At 58.8% G+C, this 18,681-nt stretch carries 13 protein-coding genes; 4 read left to right on the top strand and 9 right to left on the bottom strand.

Annotated elements, in window-relative coordinates:
* The coding region (locus WNE31_RS13515; RefSeq protein ID WP_349980355.1) for a calcium-binding protein at nt 1-2,264 on the bottom strand (2,264 nt) is incomplete at its 3' end.
* A gap of 127 nt (nt 2,265-2,391) precedes the next feature.
* Complete coding sequence (locus tag WNE31_RS13510) at nt 2,392-4,338, bottom strand: matrixin family metalloprotease (RefSeq protein ID WP_349980354.1); 1,947 nt, start codon at nt 4,336-4,338, stop codon at nt 2,392-2,394.
* Between the two features lie 220 nt (nt 4,339-4,558).
* On the opposite strand from WNE31_RS13510, the gene WNE31_RS13505 reads away from it, so the two are divergent.
* The gene (locus tag WNE31_RS13505; RefSeq protein WP_349980353.1) at nt 4,559-4,945 is read left to right on the top strand and encodes a response regulator; all 387 of its coding nucleotides are present in this window, start codon (nt 4,559-4,561) and stop codon (nt 4,943-4,945) included.
* A 16-nt stretch (nt 4,946-4,961) separates the two neighbouring features.
* Here WNE31_RS13505 and WNE31_RS13500 read toward each other — a convergent pair whose 3' ends face one another.
* Genes WNE31_RS13500 through WNE31_RS13490 form a run of 3 tightly spaced genes read right to left on the bottom strand, consistent with a single transcriptional unit; the run spans nt 4,962 to nt 7,188 of the window.
* A complete protein-coding gene (locus WNE31_RS13500; RefSeq protein WP_349980352.1) occupies nt 4,962-5,333 on the bottom strand; it encodes a hypothetical protein in 372 nt (123 codons plus the stop codon).
* A complete protein-coding gene (locus tag WNE31_RS13495) occupies nt 5,333-6,790 on the bottom strand; it encodes a sensor histidine kinase (protein ID WP_349980351.1) in 1,458 nt (485 codons plus the stop codon). Before WNE31_RS13495 ends, WNE31_RS13500 begins: the two co-directional genes overlap by 1 nt.
* 17 nt (nt 6,791-6,807) lie before the next feature.
* Nucleotides 6,808-7,188 (bottom strand): hypothetical protein, encoded by a 381-nt coding sequence (locus WNE31_RS13490; protein WP_349980349.1) that lies wholly within the window; start codon nt 7,186-7,188, stop codon nt 6,808-6,810.
* 499 nt (nt 7,189-7,687) lie between these two features.
* On the opposite strand from WNE31_RS13490, the gene WNE31_RS13485 reads away from it, so the two are divergent.
* Nucleotides 7,688-8,275, top strand: coding sequence for an acyl-homoserine-lactone synthase (locus WNE31_RS13485; RefSeq protein ID WP_349980348.1), 588 nt, complete (start codon nt 7,688-7,690; stop codon nt 8,273-8,275).
* Nucleotides 8,276-8,313: 38 nt separating this feature from the next.
* Here WNE31_RS13485 and WNE31_RS13480 read toward each other — a convergent pair whose 3' ends face one another.
* Nucleotides 8,314-9,408, bottom strand: a complete 1,095-nt coding sequence (locus WNE31_RS13480) for a response regulator (protein WP_349980347.1) — start codon at nt 9,406-9,408, stop codon at nt 8,314-8,316.
* Between the two features lie 284 nt (nt 9,409-9,692).
* Nucleotides 9,693-11,393 (bottom strand): phospholipid carrier-dependent glycosyltransferase, encoded by a 1,701-nt coding sequence (locus WNE31_RS13475; protein ID WP_349980346.1) that lies wholly within the window; start codon nt 11,391-11,393, stop codon nt 9,693-9,695.
* A 136-nt stretch (nt 11,394-11,529) separates the two neighbouring features.
* Between WNE31_RS13475 and WNE31_RS13470 the strand changes: the two genes are divergently transcribed.
* Together WNE31_RS13470 and WNE31_RS13465 are read left to right on the top strand one after the other, a co-directional pair.
* Nucleotides 11,530-12,984, top strand: coding sequence for a UbiA family prenyltransferase (locus WNE31_RS13470; RefSeq protein WP_349980345.1), 1,455 nt, complete (start codon nt 11,530-11,532; stop codon nt 12,982-12,984).
* Complete coding sequence (locus WNE31_RS13465; protein WP_349980344.1) at nt 12,981-13,346, top strand: DMT family transporter; 366 nt, start codon at nt 12,981-12,983, stop codon at nt 13,344-13,346. The genes WNE31_RS13470 and WNE31_RS13465 overlap by 4 nt, the downstream gene beginning before the upstream one ends.
* Here WNE31_RS13465 and WNE31_RS13460 read toward each other — a convergent pair.
* Together WNE31_RS13460 and WNE31_RS13455 are read right to left on the bottom strand one after the other, a co-directional pair.
* A complete protein-coding gene (locus tag WNE31_RS13460) occupies nt 13,343-15,019 on the bottom strand; it encodes a mechanosensitive ion channel family protein (RefSeq protein WP_349980343.1) in 1,677 nt (558 codons plus the stop codon). The genes WNE31_RS13465 and WNE31_RS13460 overlap by 4 nt on opposite strands.
* Before the next feature lie 138 nt (nt 15,020-15,157).
* Complete coding sequence (locus WNE31_RS13455; protein ID WP_349980342.1) at nt 15,158-18,583, bottom strand: indolepyruvate ferredoxin oxidoreductase family protein; 3,426 nt, start codon at nt 18,581-18,583, stop codon at nt 15,158-15,160.
* Nucleotides 18,584-18,681 lie beyond the last annotated feature (98 nt).

Raw genomic sequence — 18,681 nt, 5'->3', positions numbered from 1 at the left:
GTGGTCAGGTTGGCGTTGATGCCGCCCGATTGCCCGCGATAGTCCAGACGCACGATCCCGTCGCCGCCCAGCACGTTGATCGTGTTGCTGCCGCCATTGTTCCAGAAGGACACCCAGTCGGTGCTGTTCTCGCGCAGGGTAAAGTTCACGGTGTCGTTGTGCGCGGTGCCGTTGACCTCAAGCCCCCACCACTCGACAACATTGCCGACGTCGATCAGCGTGGTGGTCCCAAGCGTGCCCTTGTCGACCGTGCCGGTGTTGGCTGCGCTGTTGATATCGGCCACAAACCCGTTCGAGAGCCCAAAATGGTTCAGCGAAGCCCCGCTGCGATAGACGTCCGAGAAATCCACCGTGTCATTGCCGCTGCCGGGGTTGAGCGTATCCCAGCCCTCTTCCGCGGTGCGCCCGGGGTTCAGGTAGTCGTTGCCATCGCCCCCATTCAGAACGTCGTTGCCTAGGCCACCATCCAGCGAGTCATCACCGGCAAACCCTGACAGTATGTCGTTGCCATCAAGGCCGAGAAGCGTGTCGTTTTCGGCGGTCCCGTCAAGGGTGTCTGCACCAGCCGTGCCAGTTTGCAGGTTATCGTTCGGAAAGAGATCGCTCACCCGGACAGTCTGGTCATCGAACCACAGTTCCTCGACATTGCTAAGCCTGTCAGTACCCTGCCCCGAGACCACCTGGATCACACCAGGCGACACTTCTGTAATCGTCGCCGCCGAACGTGAGATGCCCCAGAACGCGGCGGCGTCAAACCCGTCGCCCCCGTCGATCGAGTCATCTCCATAGTTGCCGATCAGCGTATCATGACCCGCACGACCAAGCAGCGTGTCATTGCCACCGCGCCCGTCGATCTGATTGCCACCCGAGTCTCCGGCAAGGCTGTCGCTGTCGTCGCGTGACCCGTTGATGTTTTCGATATTGCTCATGCTGTGGCTGAAGCTTTCACCGCGCCACACGCCAGAGGCCGTCCCGGCCTCAAGGTCCACAGTGACCGCCTCGACCCGGCTGCGGTCATAGCGCAGCGTGTCGGTACCTGCGCCACCATCTACGGTATCGCTGCCCGCCATGAGGATGAACCGTTCATCCGCCGAGGACCCAAGGATCGTGTCGGTGTGCATCGAGCCGCGAATTTCACTGGCGCGACCGGTGATCGTGTCCGTCCCGCCAAAGCCGTCCATGATAATCCCGGTTTCAAGGTTGGCGTTGATCCCTGCCGCGTCGCCGCGATAGTCCAGACGCACGGTGCCGTTGCTGGTGCCGATGTTGATCTGGTCGTTACCACCAAGGCCCCGCACCTGCACAAATCCGCCATCGGTCGAGGTCAGGTTGAACACGTCGGCAAACCCGGTCCCGTGGATGCCGAAGCCACCGGTCTGGATAACGTTCTCGATTTCGAGGATCACGGTTTCGCCGCCCGCGCCCTTGTCTACGCGGCCAAGGTTCTGTGTGCCGTCGATGATTGCCGTGATCCCGTTGGTCAGTTGGTCGTTATGCACAAGTTCCGCATATGCGCCGCCGTCAAAGGCAACACGGACATCGGCGAGATCATAGATGTCGTTGCCGACGCCAAGATCGGCCTGTGCCTCGGTATAACCGTTCTCGTCATCGACAATGACGATGTCGTCCCCGCCAAGCGTTCGGACGATATCCCAACCGCCACCGCCAACGGCAACCCCGTCATTACCAGCCCCCGTGGTGATCATACTGTCGCCCGGGTCATAGTCTTCGATGATCTGGCCAGTATGCGCGATCATGCGGTCGAGATTGGCCAGCGGGATCGAGCGGTTCGGCGCAAATGGGCCGCTTGTCACATGTCCGACATCCGTAATGACAGTGTCGCTTTCGCCAAACGCGTTCCACTCAGAGACCGGATCAAGGCTGTTGGTGAAGTCAGGTAATGCATCTCCACCAATCACGAAATACCAATCCGTTGCCGGCGTGTTTATGGGCCCATAGTTGAAGCTGAGGATGTAAGTTGTATTACCGTCCCAATCAACAAAACCGATATAGGTTTCGTCAATCAAAGCGAGGTCCTGGGTCAGTAGATCCACCTCGATGTTTCCGGGGATATCTGCATCGACCAATGGCAAGGCTTCATCATCCGGGTCCGGCACAGGGTTTCCGGGTGTCTCGAACGTGTAAGTCAGGTTCGGCATCACGCCGTTCGGCATCTCGATGCTGATAGATGTGTCTTTAACTTCGACCACATTGTCGTTGATGTCGTAAGTCACCTGATACCCGAGAAGGGTGTAATATGTCATTTTGTACTCTCCCAGAAACGACAACTGCTGCTTTTGTATTGGGCGACACTGTACCGTGCCGCCCGCGACAGTCAAAGAGTTTGGGGTCACAAAATGGTGCTCTCTTTCCGGTGGTTACCCGGGGCGATCAGGCCATCAGATCAAACACCTGACCGGCGATCTGGATATTGACCGAGTCCTGACCCGCGCCATCGACCAGCGCCCACATGATCTGGCCCGTGGGACGGTAAATCACGAACGCCTCTTCCACGTTGTCATCGCCCGATCTTTCGCCATCAGGGCTGGTGGTGTGGGTGGTATTGATCTGGAACTGGCTGCGCGTGGCCGAGTTGATCCCGAACATGAGCACATCGCCCTCGCTGGCGTCATAATCCTGAATCCAGTCCGACCCGTGATCGAAGATCCCGATATGAAAAAACCGGTCGGCCCCATTGCCGCCATTCACGCGGTCATGGCCAAACCCGCCATTGACGAAATCATTGCCGTCCCCGCCAAACACGAGGTCCGAAAAGGCGCTGCCGGTCAGGGTGTCATTGCCCGCCCCGCCGATCACCGTGTCCGCGCCGAAATCGCCCGCGATCTGGTCATTGCCAGCGTCCCCGCGCAATTCGTCATTGCCGAACCCGCCGTCAATCGTGTCATTGCCCGCACCGCCAAACACGACATCGCGCAGGTCGGCCTCGGTCGCGCCGCCTTCGATACTGTCATCGCCCGCGCCGCCGCTCAGGGTGTCTGCCCCGTCAAAGCCGAACAGGGTGTCATCGCCCCCTGCCCCGCGCAGCGCATCATTGCCGCTCTGACCATAAAGCGTTTGGTGCGTCTCGGTCGCGCCGATGCGGAAATGGTCAGCCGTCAGGGGCGTGCCGGTTTGCGAGTCATGGAAGACCCTGACAAAGGACCCGTCCGAGAATGTCAGCCGGGACACATTGCTAAAGTCTTTGGTAACCGCCAGCGCGGCCTCTTGCGCAGTTGCAAAGCCCGATCCGACCAGATGGATCACTTCGCCATTCAGATCGAAATCGGAAATCACGATACTGCCGCCGCCCGCCTGCAACTCGAACACATCCGTGCCGTTGCCACCGAACAACGTATCGGCCCCGCCCGTCCCGACCAGAGTGTCGTTGCCATCGCCGCCCTGCATCTGATCATTGTCGGCCCCGCCGACAAGCCGGTCATTTCCCTCTTGTCCGAATAGCGTGTCATTGCCAGCGCCGCCAATCAGGATGTCGTTTCCGCCTTCCCCCTGTATCTGGTCGGTCCCACCTAGACCATCAATCACATCCGCGATCTCGCGCCCGAAAATCGTGATATCGGCCCCGTTCGTAGCCAGCGCGGGCGTGGACCCCTGCGCGGTAAATCCCGTGGTCTCGTATCCAATATCCGCCAGCAGCGCGAGGTCGATCTGCGACGGCAACAGGCGCGATCCGCGGCTGGTGGTCGGATCCATCAGCACCATATTGTCATCATGCCCTTCCTCGACATGGACCAGATCGTGCTCGACCGGAACCGGTACCCCGCCATTGGCATTCAGCGCATTTGGCCCGTCAAAGCCACCTTGCGCAATCTGTTCAAAGATTTCTGCCGTCCCGAGACCAAGGATATGGCCAATCTCGTGAAGGGCCACGGTGATGAAATCGAACTGCCCTGCCTGCGGTGCATCCAGCGCGAAACTCCAGTCCGACGAGATGTCGAAACGCATGACGCCGACCCAGGGTTCAAAATTCGTGACCGGCCCAGTGCCTCGGTAATCATTGTCGATCCGGGTGTCGTAAATGTCACCACCGATATCCGTGCCGGAAAACCCGCCACGGCCCAAAGTGTTGCCACCCAGTTCTTCGGAACCCACAAACACCAGCAGATCATCAATCGGTCGATCCAGAACGATGGTTTCACGGACCGAAGAATTCGACGGGTTGCGGATGCTAAAGGTCTGCCCCGGTGCCACATCGTCGAATTCGTCCTGAATGAACCCCTCCCAGATCTCGCCGGCGCGCTCCAGCGCATCACGCGCGGCCTGGCTGTCGAAAAAGCCGTTGCTGTCGAAACGATAGTCAAATTCGATATTGAAACCCATGAGACCCTCCCGGACGCGGTGTTTTCCTGCCAGTGTAGCACAGGTCTATCCTTCCCACACAACCCAGGATGCTTTTTCACGCGAGATATGCTAAGGTACATATCTACCTCTAATTGAATAATTCCCTTAGCGGGTCTTTCCGCCTCGACCTTGGATCAAAAATGTAAAGAATGAGCCGCGAAAGGCCCTTTGTGCCGACCCATAAAGATCGGAACGACTGATGGCCAGCTTGCAGAAAATTCTTCATGTGGAAGACGACCCCGATATTCGGGAAATCGTGAAAATCTGTCTTGAGACGCTTGGGGGTTTCAAATTGCTGCAATGCGAATCCGGGCGCGTGGCGCTTGAGGCTGCGGAAGGGTTCGCGCCAGACCTGTTCATTCTCGACATGATGATGCCCGGCCTGAACGGGATCGAAACGCTGCAGGCGTTGCGGGAAAAGGACAGCCTTGCCAATGTGCCTGCGATTTTCGTGAGTTCCGTGGACACCGCCGACCGCTATCGCGCGGATATCGAGGCGCTGGCCATTGGGGCGATCCAGAAACCCTTTGATCCGACTACGCTGGCACAGCAGGTGTCGGACCTGTGGGCACAGACGCAATCCTGATCCGCAACAGCCTGGGTCAACCGCGCAGATGCACGTCCAGCGTGATGCGAATTTCCTCGGCCAGATCATCCGAGACAATCAGCACCTCGTCCAGTTCCAGAATAACATGCGGGGGCATCACCGATTTGACCAGCAGGGTTTCAGCACGCAGCGCCACCTCGGCCAGACCGTGGAATTTGTGCATGGGCGCCATGCCAACAAGGTTGTGCGCCGTATAATAGAGACGCGCGACAATCTCTTTGTCCAACCCATAGGCCGCAAGCGTGACAACCGCCTCTTCGACTTCTTCCTCCTTTTGGGCAAGCGTTTCGAGAAACTTCTGGCGCAGGGCCATCAGGTGTTTCTCAAGCGCCTCAGTTTGCCCTGCCGACAGGTCCGTACCATCCATCACGCGCACTCCTCTGGGTCACACAGCGGCAGCTTGACAAAGAACGTCGTGCCGACACCCAATTCACTTTCAAAATCCACCATGCCCCCGTGCGCTTCGACAATCTGTTTGACGATGTTCAGCCCCAGACCGGTGCCCTCATGGGCGCGGTGGTCTGACCCGTCGACCTGCGCAAATTTTCCGAACACGACATCACGTGACCCGGCGGGGATGCCGATGCCCTCATCCTGTACCGAGATGATCGCATAATCCGCATTGGCCTTGACCGACGCCTTGACCGTGTCGCCCGCGTCCGAGAACTTGACCGCGTTAGACAACAGGTTGTCGATCACCTGGGTCATGCGGTCGTAATCGGCGTTGATGCAGAGGTCGCGGTCGGATTTGGCGAGTTTCACCTTCACCCCGCGCCCGTCCGCATGGGCCGAAATCGCCTCGACCGAATCCTGCACAACGTCCAGCGGATCAAGTGGCGCAAGAGCATAGCGCATCTGGTTCGACTCGAGCTTTTGCAGGTCCAAGAGATCGTTGATCAGCGTGGAAAGACGCACGCCGTTCTTTTCGGCGATGCCAAGGATCTTTTCAAACCCTTCGGGATTTTTGGCGCTGTCCATGGTTTTCATCAGCCCCAGCGCGCCAATGATCGAGGTCAGCGGCGTGCGCAATTCATGGCTCACGATTGAGACGAACTGCGATTTCAGTTCAGCCATTTCATTGGCGCGGTCCCGTTCGATGCGCAGTTCCTCGTATTGATCCAGCCCCTTTTGATACAGGCGCAGGAAGATCATCGAACATTCCAGCACGAAGAACAGGACGAAAACCGCCGTGGCAAGATTAAGATAGAGTTCCGACCGCAGCGGTGGACGCACCTGAATGATGTCGCTGATGGGCACCGAAAGGAAGGTCAGGCTGTAGATCACCAGACGAACCGCCAGAACCTTGGGCAGCTGGTGGTTGTTGACCGCCGCGAACAGACCGGCCGCAAACAGGAAAAACAACGAGGCCAGATGTTCCGATGGCCCTTCGATATGCGCCACCAGAAGCACGAACATCGCAACCGCGATCGAGCTCAGCGTGGACGTGGCAAGCAGCTGGAAGTGGAAGCGGCGCGCCTTGCGGGGCGAGGCATCGCTCCATTTCATCACCCGTTTGGACACCCAGAAATCCAGAACCTCGGTGAACTGGCAAAACAGGTAACAATAAAGCGCAACCCAAAAGCTGTAGAAGAATGCGCACAGGATGAAAGCGCCGACATAGATCGCCTGGCGCTGAGGGACGAGGGCAAGACCACCACCCGCAAAGTCCTTGATCTGTTTCTGCAACCTCTTGGCCTCAGAGACCGTCATCTTCGACGACCGGTCCCGCGGCGCGCGCATTTTGGCCCAAAGCCGGTACGGCGACAGCGAAAACAGGGCGCTGCTGCGCTCTGCCGCTCCGATATCAAGGTCGCTTTTCATCATGGACTTGCTCCGTGCGGTCAGTGCAGGAAACCAGCAACCCGACGGTCTTGTGCGGGCAGCGCCTCGGCAAAATCATGTGGTGCGGTGTGGATCTTGGTGAAGTCCTGCATCAGGAACGTGGTGTCGATATAGGTGGTTTTGTGCGGCACATAATCGGTTTGGGAAAAGGTGCCCGTGGCCTGTATCGTGTCGCCAATGCTGACCTTTTCCTGAAAACTGCGGATCAGATCGGGGCAGCGGATTGAAAAGCAAGTCCGCGAAACATAAGGTTGCCCCAGCATATCGTCGGCGTCGCGGGTTTCCGTTGAGATATCCACCAGCAACCGGCGCTCTGGCTGGTCCAGCAAAAGCATCTCCGCGATTTCCCCCAATACCTGAAAGCGCATGAAATAAGTCATCTTGTTCACCTCGTGGCAGCGTGGTTCGTCCGCCCCGGCGGTTTTGCGACCGGGGTCGCACAGCAGGGGTGGTTCTCTTGATGTCCTTGATGGCGCTGCAAACTGGCAAAATCTTGTTCACAGCAAGGTCAATTCTTGGATTTGCCCGTCCCAAGCAGAGCCAGCGTCTGCTATGCGCAGAATTAAATTGATGCTTTAACAACACATCTCGAATAATTTGAGCCAAAACAAAGATTTTTGTGGAACCCCGTGTAATTGTATGAATCTCTTGTAGAAAAGAGATGAGCAGACGAGCCGGTGGGACGGCACGTCAGAAGAGGTGCGGAAACAACCGTATCCGAGGGGGCAAAACAGTTTGCGACGTTCGATGAACGCGCGCCTTTGTCCCGTTTCTGACGCGCATAATCCTGCGGTGACTTTGGTCCCGGTAAGGGCCGCTTTGGCCTTTTGGAACGAGTTGAGTGTTTCGGTCAGAACAAGAACGAGCAGGACAAAACAAATGCATGCAACGACTCTTTCCTTTGGAAACATGCATACGCACGGGGACCTTCTGGTCAAACTTCTCAAGGCGCGGCGGCAATCCTTTATTGTCGAACGGAAATGGGACCTGCCCGAAGCCGAGGGCATGGAATACGACCAGTATGACACCCCGGCCAGCCGCTGGATCGCAGTGCATGAAGATGGCGAGGTTCTGGCCGGGATCCGCCTGACACCGACCACGGCGCGCTGCGGGATGTATTCCTATATGATCCGTGACGCCCAGAAGGGGATGCTGGCGGATATTCCGGCGGATCTGTTGTCCTTCGAGGCACCCGTGGACGAAAAGGTCTGGGAAAGCTCGCGCGTTTTCATCGCCAAGGACATTCCCTCGGATAAACGGCTGGAAGTGCAGATGAAACTGATGCGCGAATTGATCAAGGCCGCGCAGGATGAAGGGGCGGAAAAGCTTCTCGGAATGGTACCGGCGCTCTGGCCGCGCTGGATCCGGCGCCTTGGCCTGCACGCGGAACCGGCGGGACCGGTGATGGAAATCGAAGGTATGCGTGTCCAGGTTGCCATGATGGACCTGTCCGAAGCGATCCACTAGGGCAAGGAAAAGGCCGTCGTCGCGCGACGCCCCCCTCATCAACGCAGTTTCAAACCAATTCCGCCAAAGCCCATACGGCTTTTCTTGGTTTCGTCATTCATGGCGTCGCGCAACAACACCTCGTAGGCGCGGCGTTCCATATCGTTCTGAAGGCCACTGCGCTTGCGGGTCCGCACAAGGCGCTGCATCTTCTGCAGAACTTCCTTGCGTTCGCTGGCGCGGCCCTCGGCACTGGCTGCAGCGGTCTGCAATGAAAACAGCGCCCCTGCCCGTGTCAGCGACATCAGCGACACCGCCTCGCCCACGCTGAGATTGACCTTTTCATTGTTGAACCGGGCCGCGACGGTTTCACCCATCTGCCCGTTCAGCATCATTTCAAAGCTGTGCTGAGAATGATCCGATTTCGCGTTGGTCGTGCACAGGAACACGCCATTGCCGCGATAGGTAATCATGCTGTCGGTGTGCGACATGGCCCGCGACAGGATGGTCGCGATATCAGTAAGCAACTGCTGGAACGCGATGTTGCTCAGGCCGCGATGCACCTTTTCCACGTTGACAATCTTGACCGCGAACACGTGACTGCGCATCAACTTGGTGCGCGACAACTGCATGATATAGTTTTCGAACGTGACGTAACCGACAACGCTTTCGACGCCACTGATCTCGACCGGTTCGCTCAGGCTGTGGGCAAAGCTGCGTTCCAGATCGCGCTTGAGCGCGGCAACCTCGGACCGACCTTCCTTCGCGCGGACTTGTTCCTTGGCCAGACGCTCGGCATTGCTGATCCGGCTGAACAGTTCAAGAAAATCAAAGGGCTTGGTCACATAGTCGGTGGCCCCGGCCTTGAACGCCCGGTCCACGTATTTCTTCTGGGACATAGCCGTCAGCATGATGATCGGCACCCGTGCATGCCCCGGCGTGCGCCGCAGCTTTTCACACAAGGTAATCCCGTTCATCACGGGCATCTGGATATCCAGCAGAAAACAATCAAACGGGGACCCTTCGGCCGCAACCATCTTAAGCGCCTCGGGCCCGGATGAGGCTGTCTTGATCACATGGGAGGTCTCCGCCGCCATGGAGGCTTCCAGCAGGTCCCGGATGTTTTCGTCGTCGTCAACCGCGAGTATTTTCATAATATCCCCCCACACGAGGTGGGCTCCGTTCATTTCCCGAAGCCGCAAGGGCGAAGTCGCCTCGCATCTCGGATCATCCCGTAAATCAGGCTAGAAGCGCATTGCGACAAGAAATGGGCGAAGTTAGGAAATTTTTACCATTTTTGAAATATCATTTATTACCTTATACTTAGATTGCATTTTTCAGAGAAATTGTGAAAAGTTCATGCAGGTTTGCTTGTTCTTCTATGATCGGACCCGCAACGCAGTTGCATAAAAGCCACAGCAAAGACTGCCCTTTCCGACTAAGAGTCCAGCTGGCACTGAAAGGCGGTCACGTCCCTTTCAAGGAACAGCGGCTTGCGCGCAGCAATCGTGTGGGCAACCTCGCATCGGGAGGCAATTTCGCCCCAGAACGCACGGAACAAGAGCGACGGGGTCTCGTTCAGCATGTAAGGCAGATTGGACACCACAAAGACCGAAAACCCCTCATCCAGCCAATAATCCAGCTGCCACTCTTCGGGTTGCAGCGGCCAGGCATGGGGGCGGATCAGGTCGCGCATTTCTTCATCCGTCGCATTCTCAAGGCCGAACATCACCGCCGGTGTCGGCACCCAGAAAAGCGCCTTTCCATCTTCTGTGGGTTCAGCGTCACGCGCGGCTTCTTCCGGCATCTCGACTTCATATTTGCGCGCCAGCCGGGTGATCCGCTCACGCGACATGGCCTGCGCCTCGGGGTGCTGCGGGGCGTCGACCGGCGGCAGGGACAGGATACGTGCCGCGGCATGGTCGCGCTGTAACAGGGCGGTTAGATCCCGCGACATGGGCACGGCCCGCGCCTGCCCCCACAGATCGAGCACGGCCAGAAAGGACAAAACCGCGGACGCGGCCAACGCCCCACCACCAATCCACTTCAGCGCTGGCATGCCAGACCGGATCACACTGACCAGACCGAAGCTGGCAAAAAACTGCATCAAAACGAAATAGCTGATCCAGAGGTGTTCGGGCTGGCGGTCACGCACCATCCCCAGTGTGATCACCATTCCGGCAAGGATACACAGCCAAAGCGCCATGTGCAGAGACCTGAGGTCTTTGTTGAGGAACGGACTACAAGCAATTGCAGGATAAAGAAAAAATGCGCCTAAAATAATCCACCCGACACCCCAGTTGGGATGACCCGCAAGCTGTAGCCACTGCACCGCCGCGTCCCGCATCGAGGCCCCCTCTCGCACGGACATGAGCGCCTGAATCTTCTGGTAGTTCACGAAGTTTTCGAAATCGAGCAGGATGCCGATATTTAGAACGGGCCAGAGCACAGCAATCACCAAGAGCGACCGCCCGAGGCTGCGCAAATACGGCACCGCGCCAAAACGCGGGGCCAGCAGGGCCACATGCGCAATCAGCAAAGGCACCAGGAAAAACAGGATGGACTGCTTGAAGCTGAGCGCCAGACAGGCGGCAAGTCCCAGCCACAGATCATACCGCTTCTTATCCCGCATCACGCGCAGGCTGAAGGCAAGAACGGTCAGAACCGTGGCCGCGGCCAGCGGTGTATCCCCTTTTGCAATATAGGAAAACGTGATCGCAGGCCCCGCAATCCCACCCAGCAGCGCAATCCCAATCGCCCACTCGCGCGGCGTCGCGAAACAACGCGCAAGGATATAGAACAAGGGCGCGATCGTGGCCCCAAATGCGGCAGTGACACCGCGCGCAGTGAGGTAAAACACCGTCGGATCGGTGAAATAGGCATCGCGAAAAGCGCCCGTATCCGCCCACCATCCCGCGACCATGCCGAAGCCGAACAGACCCGCAAGCGCCACCGCGTTGATATAGTTGAACAGCGGCGGATAGAAATGCTGGCCTGGCACAAGCTGCCCGGTGAGGACACGCGCGGCATCGTTGATGCGCTCATCCCCGTGAAAATAACCCCAGTCCAGCCCCACAAGACGCAGCGCAAAGCCAAGCAGGAACAAAACCGCCAGCACTCCGAGATCTTTTCTGTTCAACGGCCCTGCCCTGTGTTGCCTTGTGTTGCAAATCTGCGGAATGTGCGAAAAGGTGCACAATTCAACCATAATTTTGATGTCTTGACCGGTAATTTAGTCAGAATATGGCAACAAGCACAGATCAAAATTTACACTTATGACCTCTGGATCCCCTCATACCGATATCCCGATCTTCGTGGATCTGGACGGCACGCTGGTGAAAACCGACCTCGCTCAGGAACAGCTTGCCGGGCTTGTGTTTCGCCCCGCGCACCTTGGGGGCCTGATCCGTACCGGCGGCGAAGGCCGGTCGCATCTGAAACGCTATGTCGCCGAAAACGCCCGTCTCGACGTGGCCCTTTTGCCCTATAACGACGAGGTGCTGGACTATCTGACGGCGGAAAAGGCCGCGGGACGCCGGATTATTCTGGCCACGGCCGCAGACAGCAAGGTGGCCGAGGCAGTCGCGGGGTATCTTGAGATATTTGATGATATCATCGCCTCAACCCCGGGAAATAATCTCAAGGGCGCGGCGAAACTGGCCGAGATCGAGGCCAGTGCAGAGGGCCCGTTCGAATATCTGGGGGACAGCCCCGCGGACCTGCCGATCTGGCAGGCAGCGGACCGGGTCGGATTTGTGAACGCGGCTCATGGGCTGCGCACGCAGGTGCCCAACGAAAAGACAATCTCGCTGGCGGTCGACAACAAACCACCGGTCTGGAAATCCTTGCTCAAGGCCATGCGCCCGCACCAATGGGTCAAGAACGCGCTGATCTTTCTGCCGCTGTTCTTTTCACACAGCTATGGCGACCCCGAACTGCTGGTCCGGGCCCTGCTGACCTTTGTCGCGTTCAGTCTGCTGGCCTCCTCTGTCTATCTGTTCAATGACATTCAGGATCTTGGGGCAGATCGCAGACATGCCAGCAAGAAGTTCCGCCCCTTCGCGGCGGGTACCCTGTCGCCGGTCAAGGGGCTGATGGCCGCCGGGGGCCTGATGGTCTTTGCACTGGGTCTGTCCGCCCTGACCCTTGGTGCGCCGATCACGCTGTTGTTGCTGATCTATCTTGCGATCACGTTCCTTTACTCCGGCTGGCTCAAACACTTCTCGACCATCGACGTGATCACCCTGACCTGCCTTTACACAATGCGGATCTTTGTGGGCGGTGTCGCCATCGGCGCCCTGCCCTCGCCCTGGCTGCTGAACTTCTCGCTGTTCTTCTTCCTAAGCCTCGCGCTCATGAAACGCTATGTCGAGCTGGACGGGGTGCGCGCGGCGGGCAAGGACCGGTCTCGCGGGTATCAGGTGGGCGACCTTCCCGCCGTGATGGCGGGCGGGATTTCCACGGGGGGCCTGTCGGTCCTGACCCTGACGCTGTACCTCAATAGCGATTTCGTGGCGCAAACCTATCAGACCCCCATGCTGCTGTGGCTGGTGGCACCGCTGATCCTGTTCTGGATCCAGCGTGCCTGGGTCTGGGCCCTGCGCGGCTGGATTCACAGTGATCCCGTCGTGTTCGCGCTCAGGGACCGCATCAGCCGCGTAACGCTGGGCCTGACCTGCCTTCTTGTCGTGGCGGCAAAATATCTAGACCTCGGAGCATGGTTCCAATGACCCTGAACGGCTTTCTTCTGATTATCGTCAGCATCACCTTTTCCGCACTTGGGCAGACCTCGTTCAAGATCGGCGTGGACAAGCTGCAACTTGCCGAGGGCAGCACGCTTTGGGACAAGCTGATGGGCTTTGCGCTGTCGCCCACGATCCTGCTGGGCTTTGGGTTTTATGGTGTCGGGGCCTTTGTCTGGCTGCTGGCATTGCGACAGACCGAACTGTCGCTCGCCTATCCCTTTGTCGCGCTGAGCTTTGTGATCGTATTCCTGATCGGGGTAATCGGTCTGGGCGAGACAGTGAATGCCACCAAGATCACGGGGCTTGCCATCATCATCCTGGGCACGTTGGTACTGGCGCGGGCCTAGGCCTTTTTCTCGCTGGCGTCCTCGGGCGCGATGCGGGCGTTGGGGGCCAGCTCACCCTCCCACACGGGCGGTGCCACCTTGGGTTCCTCGGGATCGCCCTCATATGCCGGTGTCATGATCGCCACCTCGTTTTCGTTGAAGACATCCACGATGTTCTTGTGCAACTGCGAGCGCAGCAAAGGCAGGCTTGAGCCGCGTGTGGTGAAGGCATTGATCTGGTAATTGATTCCGAAATCGCCAAGACCGTCCATCAACACGAACGGAACCGGATTCTTCTTGAGTCCCGGCGTACGCCGCGCGGCCTCGACCAGCATGGCCTCGATCTTTTCGCGCGGCTCTTCATAGCCGATGCCCACCGTGCTGTGCAGGATCAACCCACGCCCGTCGATCTTGCTGGAATAGTTCACCACCTCGGACGAGATCAGAGTCGAATTCGGGATCGAGACCAGTTCGTTCTTGACCGATTTGATGTAGGTTTCCATCAGCTTGATCTCGATCACATCGCCGTAATGGTCTCCCACCCGGATGCGATCACCGATCCGCATGCTACGCTTGTAAAGCACGAAAAGCCCAGCCAGCATATTCGCCACCACCGTGTTCGACCCAAGCGACAACACCACGCCCACGAAAATGGTCAGCCCCTGAAAAGCCGCCGAGTCCGCACCGGGGATATAAGGAAAGCACAGGACCAGCGTCATCAGGATGATGGTGATCTGCAAAAGGTTGTAGGTCGGCCAGATCCATTCCTTCTCGAACCCTTTCCACGTGATGACCCCGGCCTCGAGGTTCTGGAAAAAGAGGCGGATGGTTTTCAGCAACAGGCGGGCCAGATAAGCGAGGACCGCAATGGTGATCAGGTTCGGCAGATAACCGAAAAAAGACCTGAGCAATGACAGCACAGGGTTTGTGACATTGTTGATCAAGATCTGCGCGATGGGTTTTGTCTCGGGGAAGGACAAGAGAACCAGCGACAGGTAATAGTAAAGCCCAATCAGAAAGACGAAACCCAATAGAAGGCGCATCAGGGAATAGACGAGTTGGGCAATCGCATCGCTTTTGACCACGTCACCCGTGGCGACCCCCACCCCTTGCGTATACCGTTTTACGCGCCGCGCGATGGCCCTCGGAAAGCGCTTGCGCACCACCACGAGTACAAAGCAAAAAAGGGCGAAAACCACCGACCAGACCACGGCCATCAAGGCGTTGAGCACAAAGGCTTCGGAGGATCTGTTTTCGCGGTACGCGACTATGGCGCGCTCAATGGCATCCCGCTGCAGCGACGCCAGAACCTCGATATCAAAACTCTCGGCTTCGGCATCGGCCTGTGTTGCCACGGTGATCCTTGTGCCATCAGCCAGAATGACCAGACCAAAATCGCCGGGTTGGATATCCATGAAAGGCGTGCCTGTCTCGGATCTTTGGGCCACCTCAATGATCCGGGCCGCGACACTCTCCGCGCGCTTGTCGGCAGGCAACGCGCTGGATCCGCGCAGTTTGAACAATTCGACACCGTCCACCACGACAGGGTGCAGAAATACGCGATCACTTTCGGCAGAGGACTCTTCGGGGAGCGCACCCGGCTGTTCCTGGGCTTTGGCGGGGCTGACCGACATCAGCCATCCAAAGACAACGCAACAAAGGACGCCGATCATCCCCATCGTCATTTGCCGCATGCCCAATCCCCTACCAAGCTATCGGTTGGGATCGACGCTAATCGGGGGACGCAATTTCACAAAGCCATTTATCTGAACATCTTAGTGAGCTTGCACGGGACTGTCATTTGGCCCCGTGCAAAACCTTTCGGTTTGGGCTCAACCCCGTGCTTCGGATAGCTTTGCCGCCACCTCTGCCACCACGGACTGGCGCGCGGCGTCCTTGACCGGACCATAGCCGCGAATGTCCATCGGAGCCGCAAGGATCTCTTGCAGTGTCTCGGCCGGCAGCGTGGTTGCCTGCGCCGCGACCTGGTCCATCACCCCTTCGTACCAGCCGATCAGGGCGCGTTCCTCGCGGCGCTCCTGCATGTAACCGAACGGGTCCAGCGCCGTTCCGCGCAGCCCCTTGAGCCGTGCCAAACCGGACAGGACCGGCCGCAGCCACGGGCCAAGGCGGCGCTTTTTCGGGCGGCCGCGCGCATCGCGCCCCGCGTTCAGCACCGGTGGCGCCATGTGATAAGCCACCTTGAAATCGCCTTCGAACTGCCCTTTCAGATTCTCCTCGAACCCGGTCTGCGTGAACAGGCGCGCGACTTCGTATTCATCCTTGTAGGCCATCAGTTTGAACAGGGATTTCGCCGCCGCCTGCCCCGCGATTTCGCGCAGGTTTTCGGGCAGGGCCGCCACGAACGCATCCAGACGCGCGCGATACCGGTCCGCATAGGCGGCATTCTGATAGTCGCGCAGGAACGCGGCGCGCTGATTGCGAAGGGATTCATAACTGTCCTTGGGACTCTCAGCCTCTTGCATCCCCGGCACGCGATCAGGGAAAGCCGCCATCAACCGCCCCAGATCAAAAGCGCGCCCGTTGGCCTCGATCGCGACGCCATTCAGCAGGATCGCCTGTTTCAATGCCATTTCGCTGACCGGCACCAGCCCCTTTTGCCACGCATATCCCAACATCATCACGTTGGCGAAAACCGCATCGCCCAGCAGGTCCTCAGCCAGCAGGTTCGCGTCGAACCCATCGACATTGTCCGCCCCCACAGCTGCGCGAATGACCTGTTCACGTGCGTTCACCTTCAGTTCGGCGTCGCGGCGCAGGACAAGATCGCCGGTTGGCATCTCGGCGCGGTTCAGCACCACGCGCGTGCCCTTGCGGTAATGCACCGACGCCTTGGGGGCCGAGGACACCACGATATCACAGCCTACCACCGCATCTGCCGCGCCCTTGTCGATGCGCACCTGATGAATGTCTGACGGGGCCGCCCCCAACCGGATATAGCTGAGCACCGTGCCGAATTTCTGGGCAAAGCCGGTGAAATCCAGCACGCTCGCGCCCTTGCCTTCCAGATGGGCCGCCATGGTGATCAGCGCGCCGACGGTCACAACACCGGTGCCCCCGACCCCGGTCACAAGCAGATCGAACGGCTTGGTGAGTGGTGGCAAAACGGGGTCGGGGGCATCGGCCAGCAGGCCGGCCAGATCAAGGTCGGCCGCCTGTTTGCGTTTGCGGGTCGCGCCCTCGACGGTTACGAAACTGGGGCAGAACCCGTTGAGACAGGAAAAATCCTTGTTGCAGTTGGACAGGTTGACCTTGCGCTTGCGTCCGAACTCGGTTTCCAGCGGTTCGATACTCAGGCAGTTGCTCTCGACCGAACAATCCCCGCAGCCCTCGCAGACCAGCGGGTTGATAACCGCGAACCGGTTCGGGTCTTCCATCTTGCCCCTTTTGCGGCGACGGCGCTTTTCGGTGGCACAGGTCTGTTCATAGATCAGAACGGTGACGCCCTTGATCTCGCGCAGTTCGCGTTGCACCGCGTCCATGGTCTCGCGCGGGTGGAACGTGGTTCCTTCTGGGAAGTCGGCCTTATCGAATTTCGAGATGTCGTCGGATACCAGCGCAATCCGCTGCACCCCTTCGGCGCGGCAGGTCTGGGCAATGCCCGACACGCTGACGGGGCCATCCACAGGTTGCCCGCCGGTCATGGCGACGGCATCGTTGTAAAGGATCTTGTAGGTGATATTGGTGCCCGCCGCGACCGCCTGCCGAATGGCGAGCGAGCCGGAATGATACCAGGTCCCTTCGCCCAGGTTCTGGAAGATGTGCTTGTTGCCGTTGTATTTCGATGCCACCACCCATGGCACGCCTTCGCCGCCCATCTGGGCATAGCCCACGGTTTCGCGGTCCATCCAGCTTGCCATCACGTGACAGCCGATGCCGCTGGCCGCCTTGGAGCCTTCGGGCACCTTGGTCGAGGTATTATGCGGACAACCCGAGCAGAAATAGGGCGTGCGGGTCGCGCCCTCGACCTGCAACAGAACCGGCGGTTCCGCCGTCAGGGCACGGGCCTTCTCGAGCAGGTTTTCTTCGGGGAAGAACGCGTCCAGACGTTCGGCCACCACAGGCACCAGCGCCAGCGGACTCAACTCGCCGGTCCAAGGCAGCAAAGGGTCACCTGCCGCGCGGTGCTTGCCTACCATTTTCTGGGGTTTGGCGCCCGGCCAGTCATAGAAATATTCCTTGAACTGGCTTTCTATGATGCCACGTTTTTCCTCGACGACCAGCACCTCTTGTTTGCCGCGCACGAAGTCCAACGCATCTCGACGCGCCAGTGGCCAGACCATGCCGACCTTGTAAATGTCGATCCCAAGCGCACGGCACTTGGCCTCGTCCAGCCCCAACAGGCGCAGCGCCTCCATCAGGTCAAGATGGCCCTTGCCGGTGGTGACAATGCCGAATGTGGCGTCCGCCACATCATAGATGCGCTTGTCGATCGGGTTGGCCTCGACAAACGCTTCGACCGCGCGCAGCTTGTGCGCGATGCGGGTCTCGATCTCGGGGCTGGGCAGGTCGGCGCTGCGCACATGCAGCCCGCCCGCCGGCCCCTTGAAATCAGGCTGCACAAAGGACCGATCCTTGGGCAGCTCCACCGACTGGCCGGATTCAACCGTTTCCGAGATCGCCTTGAACCCGACCCAAGTGCCGCTGAACCGCGACAGCGCGAAACCGTATTCTCCGAATTCAAGATATTCGCCAACCGAGGCAGGGTTCAGCGTTGGCATGAACCATGACATGAAGGCCACGTCCGACTGATGCGGCATCGACGACGAAACACAGCCGTGATCGTCACCGGCCACCACCAGCACACCGCCCTTGGGCGCACTGCCATAGGCGTTGCCATGTTTGAGCGCGTCGCCCGACCGGTCCACACCCGGCCCCTTGCCGTACCACATGGAAAACACGCCCTCGACCTCGCAATGGGGATCAAGGCTGGCCTGCTGCGCCCCAAGTACCGCCGTCGCGCCAAGGTCTTCGTTCACCGCCGGCATGAAGGTGATCTTCTGCGCCTCGGTCTCGTTGCGGGCCCGCCAGAGTTCCAGGTCCAGCGCGCCCAGCGGCGAGCCGCGATAGCCCGAGACAAAGCCGCCCGTGTTCAGCCCCGCGCGCCTGTCGCGCCGGGCCTGATCCAGCATGACACGGACCAATGCCTGCGTGCCGGTCAGGAACACGCGTCCCTCACCTCGGGTGTAGCGGTCGTTGAGCTGGTAGGTCTGGAAATCGTGGCTGGCTTTGGTCATGCTGGCAGGTCCTGTTCGCGTTGAAGGGCAATAGTGCTTCCATAAGTCTGAAAGATGTGACCATATTTTATGGAATTCCTCTTGATACTCGGGTAATT

Source organism: Shimia fortis (assembly GCF_040225985.1).
Classification (GTDB): Bacteria; Pseudomonadota; Alphaproteobacteria; order Rhodobacterales; family Rhodobacteraceae; genus Shimia.
The sequence above is the reverse complement of the archived record's forward strand: the minus strand, read 5'-3'. Positions and strand labels throughout refer to the sequence as shown.

What these genes read in the sequence shown, in the direction of transcription:
- WNE31_RS13510 (WP_349980354.1), bottom strand. Translation starts at nt 4,338, where the DNA reads ATGGGTTTCAATATCGAATTTGACTATCGTTTCGACAGCAACGGCTTT.
- WNE31_RS13505 (WP_349980353.1), top strand. Translation starts at nt 4,559, where the DNA reads ATGGCCAGCTTGCAGAAAATTCTTCATGTGGAAGACGACCCCGATATT.
- WNE31_RS13500 (WP_349980352.1), bottom strand. Translation starts at nt 5,333, where the DNA reads ATGGATGGTACGGACCTGTCGGCAGGGCAAACTGAGGCGCTTGAGAAA.
- WNE31_RS13495 (WP_349980351.1), bottom strand. Translation starts at nt 6,790, where the DNA reads ATGATGAAAAGCGACCTTGATATCGGAGCGGCAGAGCGCAGCAGCGCC.
- WNE31_RS13490 (WP_349980349.1), bottom strand. Translation starts at nt 7,188, where the DNA reads ATGACTTATTTCATGCGCTTTCAGGTATTGGGGGAAATCGCGGAGATG.
- WNE31_RS13485 (WP_349980348.1), top strand. Translation starts at nt 7,688, where the DNA reads ATGCATGCAACGACTCTTTCCTTTGGAAACATGCATACGCACGGGGAC.
- WNE31_RS13480 (WP_349980347.1), bottom strand. Translation starts at nt 9,408, where the DNA reads ATGAAAATACTCGCGGTTGACGACGACGAAAACATCCGGGACCTGCTG.
- WNE31_RS13470 (WP_349980345.1), top strand. Translation starts at nt 11,530, where the DNA reads ATGACCTCTGGATCCCCTCATACCGATATCCCGATCTTCGTGGATCTG.
- WNE31_RS13465 (WP_349980344.1), top strand. Translation starts at nt 12,981, where the DNA reads ATGACCCTGAACGGCTTTCTTCTGATTATCGTCAGCATCACCTTTTCC.
- WNE31_RS13460 (WP_349980343.1), bottom strand. Translation starts at nt 15,019, where the DNA reads ATGCGGCAAATGACGATGGGGATGATCGGCGTCCTTTGTTGCGTTGTC.
- WNE31_RS13455 (WP_349980342.1), bottom strand. Translation starts at nt 18,583, where the DNA reads ATGACCAAAGCCAGCCACGATTTCCAGACCTACCAGCTCAACGACCGC.